The organism is Rhodanobacteraceae bacterium (assembly GCA_016713135.1).
GTDB lineage: Bacteria > Pseudomonadota > Gammaproteobacteria > Xanthomonadales > SZUA-5 > JADKFD01.
Genome location: JADJPR010000017.1, coordinates 35,432 through 58,282 on the forward strand (window position 1 = coordinate 35,432; position 22,851 = coordinate 58,282).

The following is a 22,851-nucleotide window of genomic DNA, read 5'->3' on the forward strand; positions in this document are numbered from 1 at the left end:
ATTTCACCTTTCACTTTTCACCGCCTCACCAGACCACTTCCGCCATCGAGCAGTTCAGCCCCGATCCGATGCCGAGCAGGGCCACGCGCTTGCCCTTGACCAGGCGGCCGGTGTCCTTGAGCTTGCTGAGTGCGGTCGGCAGCGAGGCCGGGCCGATGTTGCCGAACTCGGGGAAGATGGTGAGCACCTTGTGCGGGTCGATGCCGAGCATCTTGACCAGTTCCTCGGTGTGCACGCGGCTGACCTGGTGGATCACGAACTCGTCGATCTCGCCGACCGCCCAGCCGAACATCTGGCGCGCCGCGGCGAAGGTCTTGCCGGCGAGCTTCAGGCCTTCGACCAGCAGGGTGCGGGTGTCGGTGACCATACGGTCGATGTTGCCGGCACACAGGCGCGAGAACTGGGTGGCCGAGCGCGACACGCTGCCGAGGTAGCGATGGCCATCCGGGTAGAGGTCGGCATTCGCCAGGATCATCGCCACGCCACCCGAGCCCAGCGTCAGCGAGGCGAACTCCTCGCGGAACTGCTCGGCGGTGACCGTCGGCTGGCTCAGGCGCTCGATGGTCTTCTCGGTGATGAAGCGGCTGGATTCGCCGTCGACGATCAGCGCGTACTCGATGTCGCCACGCTCGATCATGTGCGCGGCGATGTCCATGCCGTTGAGGAAGGCGAGGCAGGCATTGCCGACGTCGAAGTTCTGGCAGTGCTCCGGGAGTTTCAACTTGCCGGCGACGATGCTGGCGGTGGACGGTTCCAGGAAGTCGCGGCAGACCGAGGTGTTGACCAGCATGCCGATCTTCTCGCGATCGAGGCCGGTTTCGGCCAGCGCCTTCTCCGCCGCCAGCGCCGCAGCATCCGAGGGCTCGGTGCCCTCGTCCCACACCCGGCGTGCCTCGATCCCGGCCACCCCTTCGAGCAGATCGGCGCGCAGGCCGAGGCGCTCCATCGACGGGCGCAGGCGCGCCGCAATCTCCGCCGAACTCAGGCGATTCGGGGCGTCGACGTGGGCGACGGAGGCAATGGCGACGTGCTTGAAGCGCATGCGGAAGGGCGTCTTGCGATAAAGAAGCGGAAAGGTACGGTAGTGCAGTGGTGCGCGCAAGTTTCTGGCACCGAGGGGCGTTTTCCGTGGCGACCGGGGCGCCTTCGATCCGCTCGGCGTGAGGCTCCCGAAGGCGCATGGCAGCGCCGGACCCGGTGCGCTGCTTAACGCCCGGGAAACTCTCACTTAACCCTGATCTAACACTCGCTCCGCTAGCGTCTGGCTCATCGTGGTGTTCGGGGCTTCGCTCCAGGGCACCATCGGTAATCGGGGCAGCACTTTCGAAGCCCGGGCACGGCGGATTCCCCCATGAAACGCCACCCGGGCTTTCTTTTGCCCAGCTTCTGGCGAAGGAACCCGACATTGCCGGATCCGGTCCAACGCATGCCCGCCTGCCTCCCGGTGTAGAGTTCGTCCATGCGCATCCTCGTCATCGAAGACAATCCCGACATCGCCAGCAACATTGGCGACTACCTTTCCGATCGCGGCAATGTGGTCGATTTCGCCGGCGACGGCATCACCGGCCTGCATCTCGCCGTGGTCAACGACTACGAGTGCATCGTCCTCGACCTGATGCTGCCCGGCATGGATGGCCTCGAGGTCTGCCGCAAGCTGCGCCAGGAAGCGCGCAAGCACACCCCGGTGCTGATGCTGACCGCGCGCGACGCGCTACCGCAGAAGCTGGCGGGTTTCGAGACCGGCGCCGACGACTACATGGTCAAGCCTTTCGCGCTGCAGGAACTGGAGGCGCGCATCCAGGTGCTGGTGCGCCGCTCCAAACCGCAGCAGGCGCGCGTGCTGCAGGTGGCCGATCTCAGCTACAACCTGGACACGCTGGTGGTCGGGCGCCAGGGCAAGAACATCCAGTTGAATCCCATCGCGCTGAAGATCCTGCAGTGCCTGATGGAAGCCAGTCCCTCGGTGGTGACCCGTCAGGAGCTGGAAATGCGGGTGTGGGGCGAGGAACTGCCCGACAGCGATTCCCTGCGCGTGCACATCCACACGCTGCGTGCGGCGATCGACAAGCCCTTCGACAAGCCGCTGATCCAGACGCGCCACGGCATTGGCTACCGCCTCGTCGACCCCGAAGCGGCATCGTAAGCGCCTCCGCAGCCGCATCGTCATCGCGATCGCGCTGTTCGGTACGGCGCTGACGGTGCTGTTCGCGGCGGCCGCGATCTTCCTGCGCGGCTATCTGGAGGAGAACCTGATCGGCGAGACCCTGAGCGCCGAGCTCGATGCCTTCGCCAACGCCTGGTACAAGGAGCGCGACGGCCATGGCCCTTCGCTGTTCGAGTTTTCCAAGATCCGCGGCCGGGTGGTCGGGCCCAACCGCTTCGCCAACCAGAGTTTCGACCGCCAGCGCCTGCCCAATGGCGTGCACCGGATCACCGAGACCGGCGCCAACGGGCCGGTCACCTACAAGCTGGCCGTGCGCAAGGACGCCAATGTCTGGTTTTTCCTCGAGTACGACATCACCGAGGAGGAGCGCGGGCGCAAGCTGCTGATCGGCGCGCTGGCCGTGGCGGTCGCCTTTTTTTCGATCCTCGCTTTCGTCATCGCCTTCTGGTCATCCTCGCGCGTGATGGCGCCGGTGGCGGAGCTGGCGCGACGCCTTGAAGGCATCAGTCGGCGCGGTCGACACGAGCCGCTGGCGCCGCACTTCGCCGACGACGAAGTCGGCCAACTGGCGGGCGCGCTGGACGACTACGCCGGCCAGTTGACCGCGCTGGTCGAGCGCGACCGCGAGTTCAACTCGGACGTCAGCCACGAGTTGCGCACGCCGCTGGCGGTGATCAAGACCACCACCGAGCTGGTGATGGGCAGTCCGGAGCTGAGCGACAAGATGCGCGAGCGCCTGCAGCGCATCGAGCGCGCGGCCAAGCAGTCGACTGAACTGATCGCCGCCCTGCTGTTGCTCTCGCGCAGCGAGCGCCAGGGGCCGCAGGACGGGGAGGCCACGGATGTCTCCAAGGTGGCGGCCGAGGTGGTCGAGTCGCAGCGCCCGCAGATCGGGCAGAAACCCGTCGCGCTGATCCTCGAAGTGAACGCGCACCCCGAAGTGGCCGCCCCCGAGGCCGTCATCGCGGTGGTGCTGAACAACCTGGTCGGCAATGCGGTGAAGTACACCAAGCAAGGCGAGGTGCGGGTGCGGGTGGACGCGGACGGCGTGATCGTCGAAGACACCGGCCCCGGGATCAAGGCCAACGAGGCCAAGGAGCTGTTCGAGCGCCACGTGCGCGGCAGCAGCGCCGGCAGCACCAACGGCGCGGGCCTGGGCCTGGCCATCGTCAAGCGCCTGTGCGCGCTGTACGGCTGGACGGCGGACCTGGAGCCGCGGCCTGAGGGCGGGGCGCGGGCTTCCCTGCGATTCGGCTGATCCTCTCAATGCGCGCTGGGCCGGGCAACGCCGGCAATCCGGCGACGCCACCCGATGGCGTTTTTCGGCCACTTGACGCGCCGGCATTGCTGTCTCGAGTGCATTCGGTTACAAAGCGCCCCCGCAGGGAATCCCGTCTCAGAAGAACGCCGCAATGACCTTCAGCCGCCGCAAGACCGCCATCATTCCTTCCGCCTTGTATGGTTTAGCGCTGCTGGCAGGTGGCTGCGGGTTGGCGCTGGGTCCGCTCCAGGCTGCCGAATGCGACGGAACCTACCTCGAATACTCCGTCATCGTTCCCCTTGGCGAAGCCGAATGCCGGGTGGACGTGTCGGGACCGCAAGAGGCGCAATCGGCACCTCTGCCGCCGGCAATCCTTGCTTTCCCTTATCCAGCCGACACGGTCAGTGTGGACTTGTGCGGAAGCTGGCCCACTGAAGCGCCAGGCATCGATCGCGAGATCAGTTTTGCGGAGCTCGAATACTATTCCGACTCCCGCGATACACCGTCGACCGTCCTGGTCTTCACTGCGGCGCAGGTCAACGGCACGCGCTCGCTGGTGGTCGACCTGCTGCCCACGGTCCCGCGTGGTTGGAGCCTGGCGAATCCCGCGAACCAGCTTCCCGCCACGCCGATCGCGACCCTGCCGCTCCCGGATTGCAAGAGCGATACGGCGGCGCCCTTCTTGAGCACCCCATTCACGATCTGGGTGGAGGACGGCAAGAAGGTGAAGATCAGTCGCAACTCGGTCACTTTGCTGACCACGCCCAGGTCCATGCGTCAGATCTACCCAGGGTCTTACCGCGTGTCCCTGCTTCGGCACCTCAATGCCAATGGGTCCACCGTTGCGCGCACCAGCTGGCGCGCCGGTTCCTGAAAGCGCCGGTTGGCATCGGACGCAGGCCAGAACGCCCACCCTCAGTGCGGAGCGGTGGAACTCCGGTCCGAACGAGGGCGCCCGTCCCGGCAGGCCAGCAGCCGGCCCAGGGACAGGTCTTCCGGATCATTCGCCTGCAACAGCGCGATCGCGTGCTGCAGGCGCCCGGGCGCGCCCTCGGCGCGCGCGCCCGGCGGGTCCAGGCATTCCATTTCGGCGGCGAGCTTGGCGCGGGTGCGCACCGCGTTGTCGCCCAGCGATTCGGCGATCGTCATCGCCTGCCGGAACCGTAGCAGCGCGTCATTGCGGCGGCCGACATCGGCGAGCACCTGCGCCAGCGCGATGCAGCCCAGCATCAGGTTGACGCTCTGCGGCTTGCCGGACTGTTCCTGGATTCCCACGCTGGTCTCGAAATGCGGTATCGCGCCGGCCGGATCGTGCATGCGCTCGGCCAGGAAGGTCCCGTAGTTGTGATGCGCCAGCATGCGCAGCGGCGAGTTCGCCGGCAGTCGGTCCGCGCTCGCCACGGCTGCTTCGTGATGGACCTGCGCCTGCGCCAGGTCGCCGGCGCGCCCCGCTATCGACGCCAGCAGCGCCAGGCTGGCGACAACTTGTTCGTCGGCCTCGCCGTAGACCTCGCGGTTGATTTCGAGCGCCCGGCTGGCCAGGGCGCGGGCCTGGTTCCAGTCGCCCGCATCGCGAGCCAGGCGCGCGCGACGGAGCATCAGGCTTGCCTGCAACGGGTCGAGGGCGCCGTCCGCCAGCGGCGCGTCGCCGTCCAGCTCGCGCATGATGGCGCTTTCCTCATTGGTGCGGCCCGCAGCGCCCAGGCTCATCGCCAGGCGACGCAGCACCGATCGGGTCCGCGCGTCAGCCGCGCCGTAGCGCCTGCGATGCTCTTCAACCAGCGCGGTGAACACCGCAATCGACTCGTCCATCGGCACGCCCTGGCCCAGCCGGGCCGCGGCGAGCATCGCCCGGTGCGCCAGCGTGGTGTCGTCCAGCGTTGACAGCGGCGCGCTGCTGCGCGCACCCAACACCAGTTGCAGTTGCTCGACTGCCGCCGAGTAGTTGCCGCGGGCCGCCTCCATGCGGGCCATCTGTTCGCGACTGCGTGTCAGTGCCGCCGAATCGCCGCCGCGCAGCGCGAGGGCCTCCGCGGCCAGGCTGTAGGCCGGTTCGAAGTTGTTCAGCGCAAGCTGGATGTCGCCCAGGGTCTCCAGCAGTTCGGCACGCACCAGTGGGTCGTCGATGCGCGCGCTCTCGAGGTCGGCGACGCCGCGGTCGAGCAGGTCGCGCACGCTGAGGTCGCGGCCGCGCGCGACCAGCGGATCCGATTGGCGGAACAGCTGCTTGACGAACTGGGTCACCTGTTCGGCCTGTGCCCGGCGCTGCTCGGCCGTGTCGCGCGCGCGCCGCAGCGCCGCCGATTGCAGCACTGTCAGGGTCAGAAAGGCGGCCAGCGACAGCGCCAGCATCGCGCCCAGTGTCACCGCCAGCGCGTGCCGCCGCAGGAAGCGGTGGATGCGGTAGCCGCGCTCGCTGCTGCGCGCGCTGATCGGGCGCAATTCCAGCACGGCACGCAGGTCGGCGGCGAAGGCATCAGCCGTCGTGTAGCGGGCCTGCGGTTCCTTGCGCAGAGCGCGCGCGAGGATCTGGTCCAGGTCGCCGCGCAGCGCCGTGGCCCAGGCGGGCGGGCGCAGGCGCCGCTCGGCCGACTGCTCCGCGGCCACATCCGCGCCCAGCGCGGCGACCGCGACGCTGGCCAGTGGCGGCACCTCATGCAGGGCGCGCTCCAGTGCAGCGTGCGCGGCCAGTCCGTCGAAGCGGATGGGCGGGTTGCCGGCCAGCAGCTCGTACAGCAATACGCCGGCGGCATAGACATCGGTCGCGGCGCTGGTCGGATGGCCGGCGATCTGCTCCGGTGCAGCGCTCGCCAGCGAAAAGTAGCGCATGCCGTCGACAGTGGACTGCGTCGGTGCCGCATCCAGTTCCTTGCCGATGCCGAAGTCGAGCAGTCGCGGCTGCCCGGCGTCATCCACCATCACATTGGCGGCCTTGATGTCGCGGTGCAGGATCAGCCGTTCGTGTGCGTGCTGCAAGGCGGAGAGCACGGCGACCACGAGCCGGATGCGCGCCGCCAGGTCCAGCCGCTCCTCGCGGCAGTAATCGATGATCGAGCGCCCCTCGACGTACTCCATCGCGAGGTAGGGACGCCCATCGGCCAGCTCGCCGGCATCGATCAGCCGCGCGATGGCCGGGTGCTGCAGGGTGGCCAGGATCGCGCGCTCGCGGCGGAATCGCTCTGCGGCTTCCCGATTCCGGTCGGCGCGCGGCACCTTCAGCGCGACCCGCTGGGTGCGGCCGTCGATGTCTCGCTCCGCCAGGTACACCTGGCCCATGCCGCCCGCGCCGAGCGCGCGATGCACCCGGAACGGCCCGGCCTGGGTGCCGGCAGCGAGGTCGCCGGTGTCCACCAGCACGCGCAGCGCCTGGTCAACTGCCGCGTTGCGGCCGCTGTCGCCGGTGTGCGAAGCCAACGCGCGCTCGTGCCCGGCGAGCAACCGGCGCACCGCTTGTGCCAGTGCGGCGTCTCCGCCGCAGCGCGCGGTCAACTTGCGCTCTCGGGTGTCGGCAGGCAGGTCGACCAGTTGATCGAACAGTTCCGCCGCCAGCCGCCACTGGTCGGTCTCCGCACCCATCAGCCCGTCCCGAGCTGGTCCTGCATCCACGCACGCGCGAAGGCCCACTCGCGCTTCGCCGTGGCCAGCGAGATCGCGCAGACCTCGGCGGTCTCCTCGAGCGACAGTCCGGTGAAGTAGCGTAGTTCGACGATCCGCGCAGCGCGCTCGCGGATACGCGCCAGGCGCCCGAGCATGCGGTCGATGTCGATCAGGTCATCGGTCGCCACCCGCTCGGGCGAGTCGGCGTCGAGCGCGTGATTGAGGCTGACGTGGATCTGGTCGCCGCCGCGCTTCTGCGCCTGGCGCTCACGCACCTGATCGATCAGCACGCGCCGGATCAGGCGCGCGGCGATCGCGTAGAAGTGCGCACGGTTCTGGAAATCGGTGCCGCGCTGGTCGATCAGCTTGATGTAGGCCTCATGCACCAGATCGGTGGCCGCGAGTGCCTGGGCGTCCGCCGGCGACATGCGCTGCTGCGCCAGCTTGCGTAGCACCGGGTAAATGGCGTCCAGCAACTCGGCCTCGGCGGCCTTCTCGCCCTGGCGCCAGCGACTCAGCAGTTGGGTGACGTTTGCGTCGGCCATGGATTGCACGGGAAGCAGCGGTGCTGCGCAAGTATGCCCACAGTAGCCGATACGCGGCTCTGGCACGCAATGACGCCTGCCGGCCGCCCGAAGTTCCCTACTGCGCCCGTTCGGCGGCCTCGATGCGCTCGGCGGTGTCCGGGTGCGAGGACAGGTAGGACCAGTCGCCCTCGTCCGCCTCGCCGGCCGCCTTCGCCGCGGCATCGTCGAGCTTGCGCATCACGCGGGCGAAGGCCAGCGGACTCATCCCGCGGCGCTTCAGTGCGGCGAAGGCGTACTGGTCGGCCTCGCGCTCGAACTCGCGCGAGTAGGCGCTGTAGACCAGCGTCGTGGGCACGGCGACGATCACCGAGCTGGCGCTGCCGACGTCGCCGAATACCACCGCGGTGAGTACTGCGATGGACGCGCCGCGCATCACCGTGCGCATCACGTGGCGGTGTTCCAGGTGGCCGACTTCGTGCGCCAGCACGGCGAGGAACTCGGCGTCGTCGGCGAACAGGCCGACGATGTCGTCGGTGAACACCACGGTGCCGCCGGGCAGCGCGAAGGCGTTCGGCCCCAGCATCCAGTTGCGGAACTCGATGCGGTAATCGCGCGCCTCGGGCAGCTCGGTGACGAAGCGGTCGAACACCGCGCGCAGCTCGTCCTGGCGCTTCTGCGGCAGCTCGGAAGGCTCGAAACCCAATTCCTCCAGCGCCGCCAGGGTGTGCTCGCCGGCCTCGCGCTCCCAGGACATCGGCACCATCGCCGCCGCCTGGTCGGCCGCCCACGGCACCCCGAACCACACCAGCATCACGGCCGCGATCGCAGTGGCGACCACGCTGGCCAGCGCCACTTGCCAGCGGTTTTCCAGCAGGTGCACCAGGGCCTCTACGCCGGCGCGCGCGGCGAACATGCGGTCGATCGCGTCGTTGTCGTCGCTCTGGATCTGGCGGCCGTCGGCCAGCCACAGCGTGCGCCGGGTATTTGCCACGCGGCTGCCGACGCGCACGCGCGAGGCATCCTCGATGATCTCCACGCCTTCCGCGTGCTCGATCAGCAACCGGCCCGGCGCATCCACGCCGAAGCGCACCAGGGTCTGTGCCGAGGTGACGCCGTCGTAGAGGAAACCGTTGGCCCAGTTCACCAGCTGATGTCCACGTCGAACAGATCGCCGGCTTCCGAGCCGAAGGCGGGCGCATTGCCGGCGGCGTCGGCGAAGAACTGGTCCGGATCCCCCATCGGCACGAAGTACAGATGCTCGGCGCGGTAGCGCGCCACGCGGATGCGTGCCCAGGGGTAGGCAAGGCCCAGGGTGCAGATGATCGCGAGGGTGTTGGTGAAGAACAGCCAGGCCATTTCCCATCCCGAAATCGTGCTGCGGAAACGGCAGCCGCCCACTTCGATGCCGTTCCACATGAGGTTGGCCACCGAGGCGCGCACATACACCCCGATCGCGAACATGCCGAGGTAGGCCACGCCGCCGACCAGCGCCAGCACCGACTCGGCGCCGGCGGCGTCGAGCATGCGCATCAGGTCCATTGCCCAGCCCATCAGGATCGCGATCATGAAGCCCACGCCCACCGCGCACACCGTGGCCAGCAGGTAGATCGCATAAAACTGGCTGTTATCGGACTGGAAACGCAGCGGCGTGCCACCGTAGCGGTGGTGATTGGCCATCCATTCGGCCTGCTGCCGGGCCACGATCGGGAACAGCAGGTAGAGCGTGAAAATGGTCAGGAAGGGATACCAGATGTAGAGCTTGAAGGCGCTGCCGTAGCGCCCGTCGAAGCCGAAACGGATGCTGCGCCAGGCCGAATAGCGCGCGCGGAAGGCCAGCGAGCGCGTCAGCATCCACGGGAACAGCAGCGCCAGCAGCGCCAGCACCCAGAGGTTCAGCAGCGGCGAGATCTGCGAGGAGCCCACATAAGCCAGCAGCAGCACCGCCGCAATCGCGCGGCCCTTGAGGATGGCGAGGGGCTCGGCGAGGTACTCGAAAGGGGTGCCGCCGACCGAAGTGTTGCCGTAGAAATAGCGCTCGCTGCGCACCTTGGCCCAGGCCGAGTACACCCCCAGCGTGACGATGGTCAGCGCGAGGTTGACGATCCAGATGCGGAAATACTCGTCCGTGCGGCCGCTGAAACGGAAGGGCAGGGACTGCGCGTCCTCGACGGAAACCTCGGTGGCCGCGCGTTCGGCGAGGGTGTGGTGCACGGGGTCAGGCACCCTCCGGCGGGATTCCCGCAGGATACCCGCGTACCGCGCCGAAGTTCAGCGGTTCATCCACCACAACGAGGCGTTGAGCACCGTGGCGAAACTGACCCAAGCCAGGTAGGGCAGCAGCAGTCCCGCGGCCAGCCGCGACATCGGCCAACAGCGCGCGATGGTCCAGACGATGGCCAGCCACAGCACTCCGATCACCACCAGCGCAGCACCCAGCGCCTGCGCGCCGAAAAACACCGGCGTCCACAGCGCATTGAGGCCGAGTTGCACCCACCAGGCCGTCAGCGCGCCGCGCACCACCGGCGAAGGCCCGCGCAGCCAGACCAGCCCGCCGGCGATGCCGATCATCAGGTACAGCGTGGTCCACACCGGCCCGAACAGCCAGTTCGGCGGCTGCCAGGCAGGCTTGGCCAGCGCAGCGAACCAGGCATCCGGCGGAAACGCAGCGCCGGTCAGTGCTGCAGCGAATGGCAGCAGCGCCCACGGGATCAGCCACCAGCGGGAACGGTTCGGGTGCATGGATGGAATTCCGGGCAAAGCCGCATGCGACCACAGGCAAGGTCATGGGTGTGTGCAGTCGCGAAGCAACTGGAGCTGGCGCCGGAGCAATACCCGCCGGGAAACTTCCGCGCACAAGGGGCGCCCGGCAGATCGCCGCACGCGCCCTTTCCCATTTTACCTTTCCCTTTTCCGCTCCCTCAGCGCGACAGCGGCTTGTACTTCAACCGGTGCGGCTTGGCGCCTTCCTCGCCGAGGCGGCGCTTCTTGTCGGCCTCGTACTCGGTGTAGTTGCCCTGGAAGAACTCGACGTGGGAATCGCCCTCGAAGGACAGGATGTGGGTGGCGATGCGATCGAGGAACCAGCGGTCGTGGCTGATGACCATGACGCAGCCGGGGAATTCCAGGATGGCGTCTTCCAGCGCGCGCAGGGTCTCGATATCGAGGTCGTTGGAGGGTTCGTCGAGCAGCAGCACATTGCCGCCCTGCAGCAGGGTGGAGGCCAGGTGCAGGCGCCCGCGTTCGCCGCCGGAGAGTGAACCCACCAGTTTCTGCTGGTCCTGGCCCTTGAAGTTGAAGCGGCCGATGTAGGCGCGCGACTGGATCTCGGTCTTGCCGATGGTCAGGATGTCGCTGCCGCCGCTGATCGCCTGCCAGACGTTCTTGTCCGCATCGAGCGAATCGCGCGACTGGTCGACATAAGCCAGCTTGACCGTCGGGCCGAGCACCACCTGGCCGGAATCCGGCTGCTCCTTGCCGATGATCATCTTGAACAGCGTGGACTTGCCGGCGCCGTTCGGTCCGATGATGCCGACGATCGAGCCGGGCGGCATCTTGAAGCTGAGGTCGTCGATCAGCAGGCGGTCGCCGAAGGACTTGCTCACGTTGCGGAATTCGATGACCAGGTCGCCCAGGCGCTCGCCGGGCGGGATGTAGATTTCGTTGGTCTCGTTGCGCTGCTGGTATTCGACCGAGTTCAGCTCCTCGAACTTGGCCAGGCGTGACTTGCTCTTGGCCTGGCGGCCCTTGGCGTTCTGGCGCACCCATTCCAGCTCGCGCGCGAGTGCCTTCTGGCGTGCCTTCTCGCTCTGCGCTTCCTGGCGCAGACGCTCTTCCTTCTGGCTCAGCCAGGAGGAGTAGTTGCCCTTCCACGGAATGCCGCGGCCGCGGTCCAGTTCCAGGATCCATTCGGCGGCGTTGTCGAGGAAGTAGCGGTCATGGGTGACCGCGACCACGGTGCCGGGGAAGCGCGCCAGGAACTGCTCCAGCCATTCCACCGACTCGGCGTCCAGGTGGTTGGTCGGTTCGTCCAGCAGCAGCATGTCCGGCTTCTGCAGCAGCAAACGGCACAGCGCCACGCGGCGCTTCTCGCCACCCGAGAGCTTGCCGACGATCGCATCCCAGGGCGGCAGGCGCAGCGCATCGGCGGCCTGCTCCAGCTGCTGCTCCATGGTGTGCGCGTCGCCGGCGGCCAGGATCGCTTCCAGGCGTGCCTGCTTCTCGGCCAGCGCCTCGAAATCGGCTTCGGGATCGGCGTAGGCCTCATAGACCTTGTCCAACTCGGCCTGCGCCGTGAAGATCTCGCCCAGGCCCTCTTCCACGCACTCGCGCACGGTCTTGCTCGGATCCAGCTTGGGCTCCTGCTCCAGGAAGCCGACCTTGATGCCCGGCTGCGGCCGCGCCTCGCCGACGAAATCCTTGTCGACCCCGGCCATGATCCGCAGCACGGTCGACTTGCCCGCGCCGTTCAGGCCCAGCAAGCCGATCTTCGCGCCGGGGAAGAAGGACAGCGAGATGTCCTTGATGATTTCGCGCTTGGGCGGCACCGTCTTGCTGACGCCGCTCATCGTGTAGATGTAGTTCATGGGTGCGCTCCTTGCGGGCCAGTGCGGTGCACTCGCCGATGGGCCTTCCTGGGGACTGCCGATTTTGCCGCAAATGGGGTAGCCCATTCAAACGCGGAGACGCAGAGGACGCGGAGAGAAGCCGTGGAGACCTGGCGCCTGCAGTTTTCCGCGAGGCACCCGCCAGTGTCGCGGCTCTTCTCCGCGTCCTCTGCGTCTCCGCGTTTGAATGGGCCCAAAAAGGCGAAGGGCGGGGATCTCTCCCCGCCCTTCGTGGGCTGCGATGCTGCCGGACTCAGTTCAGCGCCGGGGTGTTCTCGGCGAAGTATTCGTGGTTGTCGGCATTCGCGACTGCTTTGCTGGGAGTGCGCGAAGCCAGGTTCTTGGCCGCGGTCTGGCCGTAGGCATTGTCCTTGGTGCCCCCGTTGACCGTGAAGTGGCTCATCTCATGGATGATCGTGCCGGCCTTGGAGTCGGTGCCGGTCGCGGGCGCCGACCAGAAGGCGTTGCACAGGTGGATGATGTACGGCTGGCTCGGGTACACATAGGCGTAGGCACTCGCGGCCGACGGCGTGCAGTAGCAGTCGTAGGTGATGGTCGAGCTGATCAGCGCGTTGTTGATCAGGTTGAAGTGGCTCTTGACCGTGTTGTAGCGCGACGAGGTGTACGAGCCGAACCAGGTGGTGTAACGGCTGCCGCGGGTGCCGGCGTTGAGATAGGCCGCGGCGTTCGCAGAATAGGTCTTGGCGTTGTTGTGGGTGCTGCCGAAGCTGCTCTGCTGACTGCTCGAGCAGTTGGCATAGGTCCCGGCCTTGGTGGCGTTGACCGCGGCCGGCAACGCGCCCAGGCTCTGGTAGTAGGTCGGCGAGCGGCCCATCGAGTACATCTGGATCGGGTCGGCATCCAGCTGGGAAGCGCCGAGGTCCTCGATGTGGCCGGACTTCTCGTCGGTGGCCATCACATAGCTCAGTTGGCCTTCGAAGCTCACCGTGTAGTTGCCGGCGTCGACCATTTCGTAGGACGCCGCGAGGTTGACTTCGGCGCTGATCGTTTCGCCCGGGCCAACCTTGACGAAGTCGTTCGCATCCGGGTGGCCCCAGTGCACGATCTTGTCCATGTAGCGCACCGGGCGCCCGTTCTTGCTGACCTCGAAAATCGAACGCGACAGGCCGTCCAGCGGGGTTTCCCAACGCAGCACATGGACCGTCTCGTCGGAGTGGTTGGTCAGCGACCACACCACCGACTCGCCGGGCGAGGACTTGCTGGTCTGCGCACGCAGTTCGACGCTCAGCGGATTTGCAGCATAGGCACTGCCGACGCCCGCCAGCAGCAACGCACCCACGATCGCACCCAGACTCATCTTCATCGATGTTCCCCGGAAAAGAGTGAAATTGGCCGACATTCATGTCTGGCCCGCGCCGATGCATCCCCATGCACGGCTGCGTCTCACCATTTTCAGCATCGGTTCAGGGAAGTCAAGGGAGCGTGCAAAATGTTCCCAGTTCGATCAGCGGCAGGCGGGCGTAGTCGGCGCTGAAGGCCTTGGGGTCCCATACCTCGAAGGTCGCGCCGCAACGCCCGATCGCGTCGATGTCGATCGGGCACAGCCGGGGGTCCGGGCTGGGGCGCAAACGGCCGAGATGCGCTTCGATCTCGCGCAGCCTGGCCTTCAGGGACTGGCGCTCGGCATTGGATTCGATCACTACCGCCTGGTTGAGATAAGGCGGCGCGCCATCGACACCGCTCGCCGCGCTTGGGTGGCGCGCCGAGCGTGCGATCAGCGCGAACTGGGAGCCAAGTTCCGCCAATGCCGCGTCCATGCGCGCCTCGGCATCGACATTGCTGCCGAGCAGCAGCACGACGTGTATCGGCGTGCCGCGCAGTTCAGTCGTTGTAACGGTCGTCATCGGCCTGGGCGCGTTCCATTGCCGCGCGGTCCACGTCCACGCGCACCGCGATCTCCGCCGGCAGCAGCGCGGCGATCGACTTCCAGGCGGTCAGCGACAGGCTGCGCAAGGGGAAGCGGCGCATCAGTTCGCCGGCCAGTTCGTAGCTGAAGCGCTCCAGCAACTCGTGGCGCTGGCGCTGGCCGAATTCGCGTGCGGCGGCGCAGACCTCGTCGTAGTCGACGGTGTCGGCGAGCGCATCGCTGTGCGCCGCGCGGCGCGCGTCGAGGCGTAGCTCCAGATCCAGGCGCAGCGACTGGGGTGCCTGCTTCTCGAAGTCGTAGACGCCGATCACGGTGTCCACGCGCAGGTTCTTGATCAGGATGGTGGTCAGGCTCATGGCGGCGTCAGGGTGGCAAGGTCGCGGCGCGGCGTGGCGCGGATGCACGCATCCTCGCGCTCGCCAGCGGCCAGGCGCAAGGCGCCGGCCAGCGCGATCATCGCACCGTTGTCGGTGCAGAAAGCCGGGCGCGGGAAATACACCGTCGCGCCGCGCCGTGCCGCGCCGGCTTGCAGCTCCGCGCGCAGGTGCAGGTTGGCACCGACGCCCCCCGCCACCACCAGTCGCGCGCGGCCGGTCTGGTCCAGCGCGCGCAAGCATTTCCACACCAGGGTGTCGACTACCGCCGCCTGGAAGCCCGCGGCGATGTCGGCATGGCGCTCCGGCCCTGCTTTCTGCGCGGCCAGCAGCACCTGGGTCTTGAGGCCACTGAAGCTGAAGTCCAGGGTGGGTCGGTCGGTCAGCGGACGCGCGAACCGAAAGGCCTTCGGATCGCCGCTCTCGGCCAGGCGCGCCAGCGCCGGGCCGCCCGGATAGCCCAGTCCGAGCAGCTTGGCGGTCTTGTCGAAGGCCTCGCCGGCGGCATCGTCCAGGGTATCGCCGAGCAGGGTGTAACGGCCGATCCCGGCAACATCCATCAGCAGGCTGTGGCCGCCGGAGACGATCAGCGCGACGAATGGAAAGGCCGGCGGCGGATCCTCCAGTAGCGGCGCCAGCAGATGGCCTTCCAGGTGATGCACGCCAAGCGCCGGGATGTCGAGCGTCCAGGCGAGCGTCTTGGCCAGCGTGGCGCCGGTGAGCAGCGCGCCGATCAGGCCTGGGCCCTCGGTGTAAGCAATCCCGTCGAGGTCGCGGCGGGTCATGCGCGCCTGCGCCAGCACCTCGTCGACCAGCGGAAGCAGGCGCAGCACGTGGTCGCGCGAGGCCAGTTCAGGCACCACGCCGCCATAATCCTGGTGCAGCGCCGCCTGGGTGTGCAGCGCGTGCGCGCGCAGGCCGTGCTCGGTGTCGTACACCGCAATGCCGGTCTCGTCACAGCTGGTTTCCACACCCAGTACGCGCATGCTTTGCTCTGTCACCAATTCTCGGGTTATGATTCTCGGCTCGCTTGGCGCCGGGCGCCAGCCGATGACATTACGGAGTATCCATGCCCAACGTTAAAGTCCGCGAAAACGAACCCTTCGAGTTTGCCCTGCGCCGCTTCAAGCGCTCGTGCGAGAAGGCCGGTGTGCTCAGCGAAGTGCGCCGCCGCGAGTTCTATGAAAAGCCGACCCAGGAGCGCAAGCGCAAGCTCGCCGCCGCGGTCAAGCGTAACCTGCGTCGCGTGTCCCGCGACGTGACCAAGCGTCAGCGGATGTACTGATCCGCGCAGGCAGGCGCCGCAGGGCGCCCGCCGCGACCCATGGTACTCCCGATGCCGCCGGCGGATTCCCGCCGGTGGCATTTGTCGTTGATCGCTATCTGCGACAGGGATTCCGTCAACAGCATGGGTCCGCAAAGGACGCAAAGGACGCAAAGAAGAGCTTGGGAACCTCTGAACAAGTGTGGCGGCCGCGAGACTAGGTTGGCCGGCGCGCACAACCGCTTGGCCCAAGCTCTCCTTTGCGATCTTTGCGTCCTTTGCGGACAAGAAACCGCTCCCGCCTCACCCAAGGAAGAGAATCGACATGAGCCTCAAAGCCCGACTGATGGATGACGTCAAGGCCGCCATGAAGGGCGGCGACAAGGAGCGCCTGGCCACGCTGCGCCTGATCCAGGCAGCGATCAAGCAGGCCGAGATCGACGGCCGCAGCGAGGGCGACCGCCCGGAGCTGGGCGACGCGCAGGTGCTCTCCGTGCTGGAGAAGATGCTCAAGCAGCGTCGCGACTCGATCACCCAATTTGAGGCCGCCGGGCGCCAGGACCTTGCCGACAAGGAAAAGTCCGAAGTCGTTGTGATCGAGGTCTACATGCCGCAGCGCCTGTCCGAAGCCGAGATCGACGCGCTGGTGCGCGAGACCATCGCCGAAACCGGCGCCGCCGGTGCGCAAGGCATGGGCAAGGTGATGGCGGCGATGAAGGCCAAGGCCGCCGGCCGCGCCGACATGACCCTGGTGAGCGCGCGAGTGAAGGCGTTGTTGGCCTGAGAGCTGGTGTTGGTGCCGCTGAAGCGGGTGCCGATGAAGCGGGTGTTGGTGTTGGTTGTTGGTGTTGGATCAAGGCGAAGCCGCGCGGTCCGTGGGTTCACGCCGCGGCGGATCCCGCTGTCGGCAGCAAGGCGGTGACGCGGCAGCTCTGGCTTCAATCCAACACCAACACCAACAACCAACACCCGCTCCAACCCCCCATACGCCCCCGTCCAGACGCCCGGTCACGGGCCGGTGCTATCCTGCCGCGCTCTTTTCGATCCTGCCCACGATGAATCCAGCCTTCCTCGACTTCGAACAGCCGATCGCCGAACTGGAAGCGAAGATCCAGGAGCTGCGCTTTGCCGGCCAGGGCAATGCGATGAACATCGAAGAAGAGATCGGCAAGCTGAAGGACAAGTGCCGAGCGAAGACCCAGTCGATCTTCGCCAATCTGTCGCCGTGGCAGATCGCGCAGCTGGCGCGGCATCCGCAACGGCCGCACACGGTGGACTACTTGCCGTTGGTGTTCGACGAATTCCATGAGCTGAAGGGCGACCGCCACTACGCGGACGATCCGGCCATCGTCGGCGGCCTGGCGCGGATCGGCGGGCGGCCGGTGATGTTCATCGGCCAGGAAAAGGGCCGCGACACCAAGGAGAAGGTGCGCCGCAACTTCGGCATGCCGCGGCCCGAGGGCTATCGCAAGGCGCAGCGCCTGATGCAGATGGCCGAGCGCTTTGGCTTGCCGGTGCTGACCTTCATCGACACCATGGGCGCCTATCCCGGGGTCGGCGCCGAGGAGCGCGGGCAGTCCGAGGCGATCGCCAAGAGCCTGGAAATCATGTCCGAGCTGCGCGTGCCGATCATCTGCACGGTGATCGGCGAGGGCGGCTCCGGTGGCGCGCTGGCGATCGGCGTCGGCGACCGCACGCTGATGCTGGAGTACGCGATCTACTCGGTGATCTCGCCGGAAGGCTGCGCCTCGATCCTGTGGAAGAGCGCCGAGCGCGCCCGCGAGGCCGCCGATGCGCTCGGGATCACCTCGGCGCGACTGCTGCAACTCGGACTGGTCGATCATGTGATCGACGAGCCGCTCGGCGGCGCACACCGCGATCCGGCCACGATGGCGGCGACCCTGAAGGAAACCCTGCTGCGCCAGCTCGACGGGCTCGACCGCGTTGAGGCCGGCAGCCTGGTCGAGGCGCGCTACCGCCGATTGCGCGGCTACGGTTCGCAGAAGGTCGAGTAGCGCCTGGACCGGCGCATGCGCTGTCCATCACCGGTTGAGCAACTGACCGCCGCCATCGAGGCCGCGCTCGCCGCGCTGCCGCCGGGGCCGCTCATCGTCGGCTACAGCGGTGGCATGGATTCCTCGCTGCTGCTGCACTGCGCCGCGAGCAGCGAGGCGGCGCGCGCGCGCGGGCTGCGCGCGCTGCACGTGCACCACGGATTGCACCCCGATGCCGACGCGTGGGCCGCCCACGCGCAGGCGAGGGCGCAGGCACTCGGCGTCGATTGCGCGGTGGTCCGCGTGCGCGTGGATCCGCGCGGGCAGGGCATCGAGGCGGCCGCGCGCGAGGCGCGCCTGGCGGTGTTCGCCGACGCGCTGGCCCAGGGTGGCGCGATGCTGCTGGCGCACCACCAGGACGACCAGGCCGAGACGCTGATGCTGCGCTTGCTGCGCGGTGCGTCGGTCGATGGCCTCGGCGCGATGCGCCCGGTGCGCGCGCTGGGCGCGGGATTGATCGCGCGGCCCTGGCTGGCCCAGCCGCGCGCCTTGCTGCGTGCGGCGGCGCAGGAACTCGGGATCGAATGGATCGAGGATCCGGCCAATAGCGATCCGAAGCATGATCGTTCCTGGCTGCGCCAGCAGGCCTGGCCGCTGCTGGCGGCGCGCTTCCCCGCGCTCGGCGAGCGCCTGGCGCGGCTTGCCGCACACGCTGCCTCGGTGAGCGACGAAATCGAGGCATTGGCGGCGAAACACCTGGACCATGTGTGCGCCGGGGACCCGCGCAGCCTGTCGGTTGATGGTCTGCTCGCGCTCTCCGATGCGCTGTTCGGCGCCACCCTGCGGCGGCACGCGCGTCAGCTTGGCGTCCAGCCGCCGGGCTTCCATGAGCTGCAGCGCCTGCGCGAGGAGGTGCTGCTGGCGAAGCTGGATGCCAACCCGGTGCTGCGTCAGGACGGTCATCAGTACCGCCGCTATCGCGACCGCGTGTACCTGTTGTCCGACGCGGCGGTGCTGCCGATCGGCGACCGGGTCATCGACTGGCCCGCGGGTCGGGCGGCGCTGGAACTGCCCGGTGGGCTGGGCACGCTGGCGCTGGTGGACGCCGCAGGCCGGGCGCTGCCGGCGGCGGTCGATCTCCAGGTCCGCTGGCGTTGCGGCGGGGAGCGCATCCGTCCTGCGGGCGCGGCGCACACCCGCGAACTCCGATTGCTGTTCCAGGAACAGGGTGTGCCACCGTGGCTGCGCGAGCGCATCCCGCTGCTGTGGCATGGCAGGGAGTTGCTCGCCGCCGTGGGCGTGGCGACCGGCGCGCGCTTCGCCGAACTGCTGCCCGGCGCTGAACTGCGGATGGCCTGAAGGGCGCGGGCCGCCCCTCGCGCTGTTACGATGCGGCATCTGTCCCTTCTGGAGGTGGCGCGCATGGCCAAGTGGTTGCTGTTGTTGATTGTTGCCGGGCTTGCCGCCTGGTGGTTCACGCGCGATCCGGTCGAGGTGGCCTACCAGAAGTGCCTGGACAAGGTGGCCGCAGAATTGCAGACCTCCGCGCCAGCCAAGGACGGCAATGCGGTGGAGAAGGCAATGGCCGATGCCGTGGTCGGCATGGGTTCGGCGATGGGCAATGCGATGTGCGAGGCGATGCGCGCGGCCTGCAAGGATGACCGCGACAGTGCCGTGTGCAAAGCCGCGATCGCGCAGTTCTGAGGCTCAGGCGCGCAGCAGGCGCACCAGCAGCAGGATCGAGACCAGCACCAGCCAGAAGGCGAACACCCGCTTGAGGCGCGCCAGCGGCCAGCGGTGCGCCAGTGCGGCGCCAATCGGCGCAGTGAGCACGCTCAGCGAGCCGATCGCCAGCGCCAGCTTGAAGTCGACCAGTCCCACCGCCCAGGCCGACAGCGCGGGCGGCGTCGCAGCGCTCATGTAGCCCAGGGTGCCGGCGAGGGCGATCGGGAACCCCGCGGCGGCGGAGGTGGCGATCGCCCGCTGCAGCGGCGCGCCCAGGCGATACAGCAGGGGTACGGTCAGCGAACCGCCGCCGATGCCGACGGCGGCCGAGACCGCACCGATCGCAAGGCCCCCCGGCGCCAGCCAGCGCGCGGGCAATTGAGGCGCCGGGTGCACCTGGAGCGCGCGCGGGCGTGCCACCTGCAAGGCTGCGAACAGGCAAAAGGCGGCCACGAACAGGGTCAGTGCCGGCGCCGGGATGCCGGCCACGATCACGGCGCCGCCGCTGCTGCCCAGCAGCAAGCCAGGTGCCAGCCAGCCGAAGGCGCGCAGGTCCACGGCGCCGCGGCGGTAATGCGCCCAGGCGCTCGCAACCGAGGTCACGCAGATGCTCGCGAGCGAGGTGGCCACTGCCGCGTGCAGTGCGTCCGCAGGATCGACACCTTGCAGCGGTAGCCAGAAGGCGAGTGCCGGCACCACCACGAGACCGCCGCCGACACCGAGCAGCCCGGCGAGGATCCCGGTCAGCGCTCCGATCAGCATCAATGTCAGCGTTTCCAGCATGCGTTTGCCTGTTCAGCCAGATTCTCAGGAATGACCCGCAAGTCCTTGTAGACTCGTTACAAACTGCTTCGCGTCGTCCCCGTCGAGACGCCCGCCATTCTTCCGGAGTCGCCGTGCGCCGCCTGTTGTCCACCTTGCTGCTGCTACTCGCCGCACAGGCACTCGCCAGCGACCTTGGGCCTCAGCGTGCCCAGTTCCAGGCCGCCTGGCGCCTGGCACAGACCGGCGTGGACGCCAGCGCTCGCTATCCGGCTCTGGGAGACTATCCGCTTTATCCCTATCTGCCCTACGAGCGCCTGCGCCGCCAGGGCGACAAGGCCAGTTTCAAGGAGGTCGAGCAGTTCCTGCGCGAGCACGGCAACAGCTTGCCCGGGCAGCGCCTGCGCACGCAGATGCTCGAGCGCTACGGGCGCACCCAGCGCTTCGACGAATTCCTCAAGATCTACGATCCTGCGCTGGCGCCGGTGGACTTGCGCTGCCGTGCCTGGACCGCGCGCAAGGCGCGCAAGCTCTTCGGCGATGCCGCTGCCGTAGCTGAGGCAACGGCGCTGTTCGATGCGCTGGAGAGCGATCGCAACGACTGCCGGCCGGTGCTGTCGCACCTGCGGGACACCGGGCAACTGACCCCGGCGCGGCTGAACACGCGCATCGACACCGCATTGGCGGCGGGCCAGATCGGATTGGCGCAGGCTTTGGGCCTGGAGCTGCCCAAGGCCCCGCGCGCCCTGGCGCAACGGCGCATCCTGGCGCGTTCGCAGCCGGCGGTGGCCATAGGCCAGGCCGCGCGTTGGCCAGCTGACGCGAGCAGCGCCGCCGCCGCGGCGCTTGCCTTGCAGCAACTCGCGAAGAAGGACGCGCTCGCCACCGAGGGCCATTACCAGGCACTGCGCAAGCGCTTGCCCTTCGATGCCACTCAACGCGGCCGGATCGAGGCCGAGATCGCGCGTTTTGCCGCGGTCGATCGCTTGCCGCAAGCCGCCGCGCTGCTGCAGCGGGTGCCCGCCGTGGCCTTCGACGACAACCTGCGCGAATGGCAGGTGCGCTACCACCTGCGTCGGCTGGAGTATGCGCAGGCCCTGGCGGGCCTCGACGGGATGGGCGAAACACTGCGCAAACAGTCGCGCTGGCGCTACACGCGCGGGCGGGTGCTGGAGTTGCTCGGGCGCGCCGACGACGCGCGCGCGGACTTCGCGGCGGCTGCCGGCGAGGCGAACTTTCATGGTTTCCTCGCCGCCGACCGCATCGGTGGCGCCTACGCGATTTGCCCCGCCGACGGCCTGCTCGACGCCGACCGCGCGCTCGCCGTGTTGAATCTGGGTGGGGTGCGGCGCGCGCTGGAGTGGCATGCGATCGGCGAGAGCGACCGCGCTCGCGCCGAGTGGTTCTGGCAACTGCCGCAATTCAACCCTGAGCAACGCCGCGAAGCGGGCCTGATCCTGAGCCGTGAAGGCCTGCATGAGTGGGCGATCTTTACCCTCAATACCGAGCCGCTGTTGCGCCAGTACGAGGCGCGTTTCCCCTGTTGCAGGTCGAGACAGTGACGCGCGAAGCCCAGCGCGCCGGCCTGCAACCGGCCTGGGTATTCGGCCTGATCCGGGCCGAGAGCGCGTGGAATCCGAATGCGCGCTCGCCGGTCGGCGCGCGCGGATTGATGCAGCTGATGCCCGCTACCGCGGCCGCCGTGGCCAAATCGCTCGGTCTGCGCGCCGACCCGCTGACCGACCCGACGCACAACATCCGCCTCGGCACCACCTACCTCGGCCGCCGGGTCGGCGAACTCGACGGCAATCCGGTGCTCGCAACCGGCGCCTACAATGCCGGAATCGGCGCGGTGAAACGCTGGCTGGAGGGGCCGCTGCCGCCGTGGGACCTGTGGGTGGAGACGGTTCCCTACAAGGAGACCCGCGAGTATATCGCGCGCGTCCTGGCCTTTGCCGTGCTCTACGACTGGCGCATCGACGGCAGTCCGGCGCGCCTTTCAGGCCTGATTCCCGGTCTGGCCGATCGCGCCGAGCCGGCACCGGTAGCCTGTCCGGGCGCCGTCGCCGCGGCGACTCAACCGGCAGCGAGCACGCGGTAACGCCGGTCCGCGGCGCGCACCTGTGCCCGCAACTCGTCGACGCCTGCGCTGTTGCGGATCACATCGTCGGCCATCGCCAGGCGCGCCTCACGGCTGGCTTGCGCGCGGATCATCGCCTCCGCCAGCGCCGCGTCGATCCGGTCGCGCGTGACCAGCAGGCGCTGCTGGACCTCCGGCGTGGCATCCACCACCAGCACCCGGTCGACCCAGCCGTAAGCGCCCGATTCCACCAGCAGCGGCACCACCAGCACGACATAGGGTGCATGGGCGCGCGCCTGGTCCACCGCCGCCTGCGCGGCGTCGCGGATGCGTGGGTGCAGGATGGCTTCCAGCCGCACTTTCTTCGCGGGGTCGGCGAACACCAGAGCGCGCAGCTGGCGCCGGTCCAGGCTGCCGTCCGCGGCGATCACCGCGGACCCGAAGGCGTCGCGGATTTCCGCCAGCGCCGGGCTGCCCGGTATTACCAGCTCGCGCGAGATCAGGTCGGTGTCGACAACCGCGGCGCCGAGCACCGCGAAAGTGTCGGAGACTGTGGATTTACCCGAAGCAATGCCGCCGGTCAGGCCGATGACGGGCGCGTGCGGCATCCG

Annotated in this window: 23 protein-coding genes; 10 read left to right on the forward strand and 13 right to left on the reverse strand. The window is 68.2% G+C overall.

Translation table 11 applies throughout. The annotated features are described in order from the left end of the window. Positions 1–25: 25 nt before the first annotated feature. Positions 26–1,042, reverse strand: coding sequence for a 3-oxoacyl-ACP synthase III (locus IPK27_13810; protein ID MBK8068656.1), 1,017 nt, complete (start codon positions 1,040–1,042; stop codon positions 26–28). A 417-nt stretch (positions 1,043–1,459) separates the two neighbouring features. Between IPK27_13810 and IPK27_13815 the strand changes: the two genes are divergently transcribed. The 3 genes from IPK27_13815 (at position 1,460) to IPK27_13825 (ending at position 4,299) form a co-directional block, all read left to right on the forward strand. Next, the gene (locus IPK27_13815) at positions 1,460–2,143 is read left to right on the forward strand and encodes a response regulator transcription factor (protein MBK8068657.1); all 684 of its coding nucleotides are present in this window, start codon (positions 1,460–1,462) and stop codon (positions 2,141–2,143) included. A 16-nt stretch (positions 2,144–2,159) separates the two neighbouring features. After that, positions 2,160–3,422: a HAMP domain-containing histidine kinase gene (locus tag IPK27_13820; protein ID MBK8068658.1), complete on the forward strand. Its 1,263-nt coding sequence runs from the start codon at positions 2,160–2,162 to the stop codon at positions 3,420–3,422. 154 nt (positions 3,423–3,576) lie between these two features. After that, positions 3,577–4,299: a hypothetical protein gene (locus tag IPK27_13825; GenBank protein MBK8068659.1), complete on the forward strand. Its 723-nt coding sequence runs from the start codon at positions 3,577–3,579 to the stop codon at positions 4,297–4,299. Positions 4,300–4,340: 41 nt separating this feature from the next. Here IPK27_13825 and IPK27_13830 read toward each other — a convergent pair whose 3' ends face one another. The 10 genes from IPK27_13830 to tsaD all read right to left on the reverse strand — a co-directional run bounded on the left by IPK27_13830 (position 4,341) and on the right by tsaD (position 15,401). Beyond that, on the reverse strand, positions 4,341–7,001 hold the full coding sequence (locus IPK27_13830; GenBank protein ID MBK8068660.1) for a serine/threonine protein kinase: 2,661 nt from the start codon (positions 6,999–7,001) through the stop codon (positions 4,341–4,343). Further along, a complete protein-coding gene (locus IPK27_13835) occupies positions 7,001–7,567 on the reverse strand; it encodes a sigma-70 family RNA polymerase sigma factor (protein MBK8068661.1) in 567 nt (188 codons plus the stop codon). Before IPK27_13835 ends, IPK27_13830 begins: the two co-directional genes overlap by 1 nt. Positions 7,568–7,664: 97 nt before the next feature. After that, entirely contained in the window at positions 7,665–8,693 is a 1,029-nt protein-coding gene (locus IPK27_13840; GenBank protein MBK8068662.1) for a M48 family metallopeptidase, read from the reverse strand. Beyond that, complete coding sequence (locus tag IPK27_13845; protein MBK8068663.1) at positions 8,690–9,760, reverse strand: DUF898 domain-containing protein; 1,071 nt, start codon at positions 9,758–9,760, stop codon at positions 8,690–8,692. Before IPK27_13845 ends, IPK27_13840 begins: the two co-directional genes overlap by 4 nt. Positions 9,761–9,817: 57 nt before the next feature. Then, positions 9,818–10,288: a tryptophan-rich sensory protein gene (locus tag IPK27_13850; protein MBK8068664.1), complete on the reverse strand. Its 471-nt coding sequence runs from the start codon at positions 10,286–10,288 to the stop codon at positions 9,818–9,820. A 179-nt stretch (positions 10,289–10,467) separates the two neighbouring features. Further along, the gene (gene ettA, locus IPK27_13855; GenBank protein MBK8068665.1) at positions 10,468–12,132 is read right to left on the reverse strand and encodes an energy-dependent translational throttle protein EttA; all 1,665 of its coding nucleotides are present in this window, start codon (positions 12,130–12,132) and stop codon (positions 10,468–10,470) included. Between the two features lie 274 nt (positions 12,133–12,406). Continuing rightward, positions 12,407–13,477 (reverse strand): hypothetical protein, encoded by a 1,071-nt coding sequence (locus IPK27_13860; GenBank protein ID MBK8068666.1) that lies wholly within the window; start codon positions 13,475–13,477, stop codon positions 12,407–12,409. Positions 13,478–13,586: 109 nt separating this feature from the next. Then, positions 13,587–14,018 (reverse strand): 2-amino-4-hydroxy-6-hydroxymethyldihydropteridine diphosphokinase, encoded by a 432-nt coding sequence (locus IPK27_13865; protein ID MBK8068667.1) that lies wholly within the window; start codon positions 14,016–14,018, stop codon positions 13,587–13,589. Then, complete coding sequence (gene folB, locus IPK27_13870; protein ID MBK8068668.1) at positions 13,996–14,391, reverse strand: dihydroneopterin aldolase; 396 nt, start codon at positions 14,389–14,391, stop codon at positions 13,996–13,998. Before folB ends, IPK27_13865 begins: the two co-directional genes overlap by 23 nt. A gap of 2 nt (positions 14,392–14,393) precedes the next feature. Then, positions 14,394–15,401, reverse strand: a complete 1,008-nt coding sequence (gene tsaD, locus IPK27_13875; GenBank protein ID MBK8068669.1) for a tRNA (adenosine(37)-N6)-threonylcarbamoyltransferase complex transferase subunit TsaD — start codon at positions 15,399–15,401, stop codon at positions 14,394–14,396. Between the two features lie 83 nt (positions 15,402–15,484). Here tsaD and rpsU point away from each other — a divergent pair, with 83 nt between their 5' ends. The 5 genes from rpsU (at position 15,485) to IPK27_13900 (ending at position 19,377) form a co-directional block, all read left to right on the forward strand. Further along, positions 15,485–15,700 carry a 30S ribosomal protein S21 gene (rpsU, locus tag IPK27_13880; protein ID MBK8068670.1) on the forward strand — a complete coding sequence of 72 codons (216 nt, stop codon included), beginning with the start codon at positions 15,485–15,487 and terminating at the stop codon, positions 15,698–15,700. 298 nt (positions 15,701–15,998) lie between these two features. Then, the gene (locus IPK27_13885) at positions 15,999–16,463 is read left to right on the forward strand and encodes a GatB/YqeY domain-containing protein (protein MBK8068671.1); all 465 of its coding nucleotides are present in this window, start codon (positions 15,999–16,001) and stop codon (positions 16,461–16,463) included. A gap of 271 nt (positions 16,464–16,734) precedes the next feature. Beyond that, positions 16,735–17,694, forward strand: coding sequence for an acetyl-CoA carboxylase carboxyltransferase subunit alpha (locus IPK27_13890; GenBank protein ID MBK8068672.1), 960 nt, complete (start codon positions 16,735–16,737; stop codon positions 17,692–17,694). A 15-nt stretch (positions 17,695–17,709) separates the two neighbouring features. Beyond that, positions 17,710–19,032, forward strand: coding sequence for a tRNA lysidine(34) synthetase TilS (gene tilS / locus IPK27_13895; GenBank protein MBK8068673.1), 1,323 nt, complete (start codon positions 17,710–17,712; stop codon positions 19,030–19,032). 63 nt (positions 19,033–19,095) lie between these two features. Continuing rightward, the gene (locus IPK27_13900; GenBank protein MBK8068674.1) at positions 19,096–19,377 is read left to right on the forward strand and encodes a hypothetical protein; all 282 of its coding nucleotides are present in this window, start codon (positions 19,096–19,098) and stop codon (positions 19,375–19,377) included. Between the two features lie 3 nt (positions 19,378–19,380). Here the strand turns inward: IPK27_13900 and IPK27_13905 are convergent, their stop codons facing one another. Next, the gene (locus IPK27_13905; protein ID MBK8068675.1) at positions 19,381–20,181 is read right to left on the reverse strand and encodes a sulfite exporter TauE/SafE family protein; all 801 of its coding nucleotides are present in this window, start codon (positions 20,179–20,181) and stop codon (positions 19,381–19,383) included. Between the two features lie 113 nt (positions 20,182–20,294). Between IPK27_13905 and IPK27_13910 the strand changes: the two genes are divergently transcribed. Further along, a complete protein-coding gene (locus tag IPK27_13910; protein MBK8068676.1) occupies positions 20,295–21,722 on the forward strand; it encodes a hypothetical protein in 1,428 nt (475 codons plus the stop codon). Further along, positions 21,719–22,261, forward strand: coding sequence for a lytic transglycosylase domain-containing protein (locus tag IPK27_13915; protein ID MBK8068677.1), 543 nt, complete (start codon positions 21,719–21,721; stop codon positions 22,259–22,261). Before IPK27_13910 ends, IPK27_13915 begins: the two co-directional genes overlap by 4 nt. Here the strand turns inward: IPK27_13915 and IPK27_13920 are convergent. After that, positions 22,237–22,848 carry a dephospho-CoA kinase gene (locus IPK27_13920; GenBank protein MBK8068678.1) on the reverse strand — a complete coding sequence of 204 codons (612 nt, stop codon included), beginning with the start codon at positions 22,846–22,848 and terminating at the stop codon, positions 22,237–22,239. The genes IPK27_13915 and IPK27_13920 overlap by 25 nt on opposite strands. Positions 22,849–22,851 lie beyond the last annotated feature (3 nt).